Annotated in this window: 2 protein-coding genes; both read left to right on the forward strand. The window is 75.5% G+C overall.

Going from position 1 to position 3,761, the window contains the following annotated elements; all coding sequences use genetic code 11:
- Nucleotides 1-2,595, forward strand: a 2,595-nt coding sequence (locus tag GJV82_RS18240; protein WP_155100204.1) for a ribonuclease E/G, incomplete at its 5' end; no start/stop codon positions are given.
- Nucleotides 2,596-2,708: 113 nt separating this feature from the next.
- On the forward strand, nt 2,709-3,761 hold a 1,053-nt coding region (locus GJV82_RS18245; RefSeq protein ID WP_155100206.1), incomplete at its 3' end, for a 5'-nucleotidase.

Below are 3,761 nucleotides of genomic sequence, written 5' to 3' on the forward strand. Positions count from 1 at the left end.
ACGGTCTCGCCCGCCGCGACCGGTGGCGGCACGAGCACACCGCGCCTCGCGACCACCGCGCTGCTCTTCCAGGCGCCCGACCCGGCAGCGGCGCCGCGCCGCCCGCGCCGCGCCCAGAGCCCGGCCGGCCCGCCCCGGCACGTCGAGCCTGCCGAGGCCGCGTCGCAGGACCGTCCGGCCGAGACGCCCACGCAGGACGCCCCCGCCGCGACGTCGACGACGCGCGGGCGCGGCGCCGGCAAGCGCGGGCGCGGCGCCGCGAAGTCCGCCGAGGCCGCTCCGACGCCCGTGGCTCTCGAGGCACCTGAGGCCGTGCCCGCCGAGGACGTGACCGTCGAGGTCGCGCTCACGGGCGAGGACGCCGCCGCGGTCGAGGAGATCGAGGCCATCGAGACCGAGCTCGTCGCCGAGGGCATCGAGGTCCCCGAGGACGCGTTCGGCCCCGAGGACTTCGTGGACCTCGACGAGGACGAGGCCGACGCCGAGCGGACCGACGCCCCCGAGGGGGAGGACGCCGAGCAGTCCGGCCCGCGCCGTCGTCGTCGCCGCGGCGGCCGCGGCCGTCGCGGCCGCCAGGACTCGGGACGCGAGTCCGAGGACGGCGAGAACGGCCAGGAGGCCGCACCCGCCGACGCGGGCGCCGAGCCCGACGCCGACGACGCCGAGCAGGACGCCGCGGACGGCGAGCCGGGGGAGAGCGGCGAGGACGAGGCGGGCAGCAGCCGTCGCCGCCGTCGCCGTCGCCGCGGGGGCCGGGGCGACAGCGGCGAGACGACCACGACGCGCTCGCGCCCGCGCGAGCGCAGCCTGGCCGACGAGGTCACCGCGCTCAAGGGGTCCACGCGCCTCGAGGCCAAGCGCCAGCGGCGCCGCGAGGGCCGCGACGCCGGGCGCCGCCGCCAGATCATCACCGAGGCCGAGTTCCTCGCGCGCCGCGAGTCGGTCGAGCGCTCGATGGTCGTGCGCGAGCGCGGCGGGCGCACGCAGATCGCCGTGCTCGAGGACGGCGTGCTCGTCGAGCACTACGTGTCGCAGCAGTCGCAGGCGTCCATGGCGGGCAACGTCTACCTGGGCCGCGTCCAGAACGTGCTGCCGAGCATGGAGGCCGCGTTCATCGACGTCGGCAAGGGGCGCAACGCCGTCCTGTACGCCGGCGAGGTCAACTGGGACGCCGCGGGCCTCGAGGGCCAGCCGCGGCGCATCGAGCAGGCGCTCAAGTCGGGCGACTCGGTGCTCGTGCAGGTCACGAAGGACCCGATCGGCCACAAGGGCGCGCGCCTGACGTCGCAGATCACCCTCGCGGGCCGGTACCTCGTGTTCGTCCCGGGCGGCGGCATGACCGGCATCAGCCGCAAGCTCCCCGACACCGAGCGCAACCGCCTGAAGAAGATCCTCAAGGAGGTCGTGCCCGACGGCGCGGGCGTCATCGTGCGCACCGCCGCCGAGGGCGCGAGCGAGGAGGAGCTGCGCGCCGACGTCGAGCGCCTGCGCGGGCAGTGGGAGGCCATCGAGAAGAAGGCCAGGAGCGCGTCCGCGCCCGCCCTGCTCCAGGGCGAGCCCGACCTCGCGATCCGCGTGGTCCGCGACATCTTCAACGACGACTTCAGCTCGCTCGTCGTCGAGGGCGACGGGGCGTGGAGCGAGATCTCCTCGTACGTCGAGGAGCTCGCGCCGGACCTGCGCGAGCGCGTCTCCAAGTGGACGGGCACGCAGGACGTCTTCACGGTGCACCGCGTCGACGAGCAGCTCGCGAAGGGCATGGACCGCAAGGTCTGGCTGCCCTCGGGCGGCTCGCTCGTCATCGACCGCACCGAGGCGATGACGGTCGTCGACGTCAACACCGGCAAGTTCACGGGCTCGGGCGGCACGCTCGAGGAGACCGTGACGCGCAACAACCTGGAGGCGGCCGAGGAGATCGTCCGCCAGCTCCGCCTGCGCGACATCGGCGGCATCATCGTCATCGACTTCATCGACATGGTGCTCGAGTCCAACCGCGACCTCGTGCTGCGTCGCCTCGTCGAGTGCCTCGGCCGCGACCGCACCAAGCACCAGGTCGCCGAGGTCACGTCGCTCGGCCTCGTGCAGATGACGCGCAAGCGCGTGGGCCAGGGCCTCGTCGAGGCGTTCAGCGAGACGTGCGAGCACTGCCACGGTCGCGGGTTCATCGTGCACACCGACCCGATCGAGAAGTCGGGCGGGAACGGCCGCGGCGGTCACGACCACGGCGGCAACGGCAACGCCGGCGGCGCGTCGTCCGGCGAGGAGCCGGCCGAGGGCGGGCGTTCGCGCTCGCGCCGCAAGCGCGGCTCCGGCGGCGGCTCGGGCGCGGCGGCGAAGGACGCGGGGATCACGCTCCCGCAGCCGGCCGTCCCGGTCCTGCCCGAGGTCACCTCGGAGGCGCGAGCGGCCGTGAAGGCCACGCTCGCGACGATCGCCGCCGCGGCGGCGCACGCCCACGAGCACGAGCACGACGGGGCGGTCTCGCAGGACGCGGTCGCCGGCGCGCCGGCGGACGACGCGGCGCTTCCTGCCGTCGAGCCCGTGGCGGAGCCGGGCACGGGCGGCGACGCGAGCGCGGAGCCGACCGAGGACTGAGCGAGAACGGGCCCGGCGGGCGGTCGTCACGACCCCCGCCGGGCCCTCGCGCGTCCCGGCCCCGGCGGGTGGCCGTCTTCGTCCGGGGCGCCGTGACCTGGCATCATGCGCGCATGGGTTACGACCTCTCGGGCCGCCTCGTCGTCGGCGTCGCCTCCTCCGCACTGTTCGACCTCACCGAGTCCGACCGCGTGTTCCGCACGCAGGGCGAGGCGGCGTACCGCGACTTCCAGGAGCACCACCGCGACGACGCGCTGGAGCCCGGCGTCGCGTTCGGCTTCGTCCGCCGCCTGCTCGCGCTGAACGACCTCGCGCCGTCCGCGGACGACCCGCTCGTCGAGGTCATCGTCATGTCGCGCAACTCCCCGGAGACGGGCCTGCGCGTCATGCGCTCGGTCCGCCACCACGACCTCCCGATCACGCGCGCGGTGTTCCGCCAGGGTCGCAGCCCGCACGAGTTCATCCGCCCGCTGCACGTCGACCTGTTCCTCTCGGCCGACGAGCGGTCGGTGCGCGACGCCGTCGACCTCGGGCTGCCCGCCGGGTACGTGCTCGACCGGACGTTCGCGGACGAGGCGGGCGACGAGCTGCGGATCGCGTTCGACTTCGACGGCGTCCTCGCCGACGACTCGTCGGAACGTCGCTTCACCGACGGCGGCCTCGCGTCCTTCCGCGAGCACGAGGAGCTCAACGCGGACGTGCCGCTCGGCCGGGGCCCGCTGCGGGACCTGCTCGTGGGCATCCACCGCATCCAGGTCGTCGAGCGCGAACGGCAGGCCACGGACCCGTCCTACCGCCCGCGCGTCCACGTCTCGCTCGTCACCGCGCGCTCCGCGCCGTCGCACGAGCGCGCGGTCGCGACGCTCTCGTCGTGGGGCGTGGCGGTCGACGACGCGTTCTTCCTCGGTGGCGTCGACAAGGACGGCGTGCTCGAGGTCCTGCGCCCGCACATCTTCTTCGACGACCAGCGCGCGGTCGTCGAGGCGGCCCGCCGCGTCGCCCCGTCGGTCCACGTACCCTACGGCGAGCTCAACCGGGGCGTCCTGCCCGCGGACCCGGCGACGGACGCGCGGCGCGCCGCGGCGTCAGACGCGCCGGTCGACGCGCCGGTCGGCGCGCGCGGCGCGGATGCCGCGGTCCCGCCCGCGCCCCGTGCCGAGGACGAG

This window comes from Cellulosimicrobium composti (assembly GCF_009711085.1).
In the GTDB taxonomy this organism is placed as follows: domain Bacteria; phylum Actinomycetota; class Actinomycetes; order Actinomycetales; family Cellulomonadaceae; genus Cellulosimicrobium; species Cellulosimicrobium composti.